Origin of the sequence: Streptomyces viridosporus, from assembly GCF_002078235.1 — a bacterium.
Lineage (GTDB): Bacteria > Actinomycetota > Actinomycetes > Streptomycetales > Streptomycetaceae > Streptomyces > Streptomyces viridosporus.
This window is the reverse complement of sequence record NZ_MSGP01000792.1, coordinates 1-626: the sequence shown is the minus strand read 5'-3', so window position 1 is coordinate 626 and position 626 is coordinate 1. Positions and strand designations below refer to the sequence as shown.

1 protein-coding gene is annotated in these 626 nt (G+C 77.3%); it reads left to right on the top strand.

Annotated features, from left to right (window positions below; genetic code table 11):
* On the top strand, window positions 1–626 hold a 626-nt coding region (locus tag B7L92_RS37595; protein ID WP_255311347.1), incomplete at both ends, for an FAD-dependent monooxygenase.

Here is a 626-nt window from a genome sequence, read left to right as displayed (position 1 = left end):
TCTCCGACGGCGGCGCCGCCGCCTGCCAGGTACTGATCGCCGCCGACGGCATCCACTCCGCCGTGCGGCGCCGCATGCTCGGCGACGGGCCCCCCGTCTACCGCGGCTACACCTCGGTGCGCGGACGCACCCGCGGCTCCGTGCTGGGGCAGCGCGGCCACGTCGTCAACGGCCGCGGCATCCAGCTGTTCATCGCCCCCGTCGGCGACGACACCCTGTACTGGACCGCCAAGATCACCGCACCCGAGGGGGAGTGGCCCGCCAAGGGGCCCGAGGAGGCCCGGCGCGCCCTGCTCACCGCGCTGGAGGGCTGGTACCCGCCCGTGGTCGACCTGGTGCGCGCCGCCGACCCCGGTGACGTCGTCGTCACCGACATCCACGACCGCGATCCCGCCCCGCGCTGGACCGACCACCGGGTCGCGCTGCTCGGCGACGCCGCCCACCCCATGGTCCCGGCCCTCGGCCAGGGCGCCAACATGGCGCTCGAGGACGCCGCCGTGCTCGCCGACCGCCTCGGCGCCTGCGCCCACGTGCCCACCGCGCTCGCCGCCTACGCCCGCGAACGCATGGACCGCGCCGCCGCCGTCGTCCTGTCCTCGCGCCGCCAGGGCGCCCTCGACCAGGGC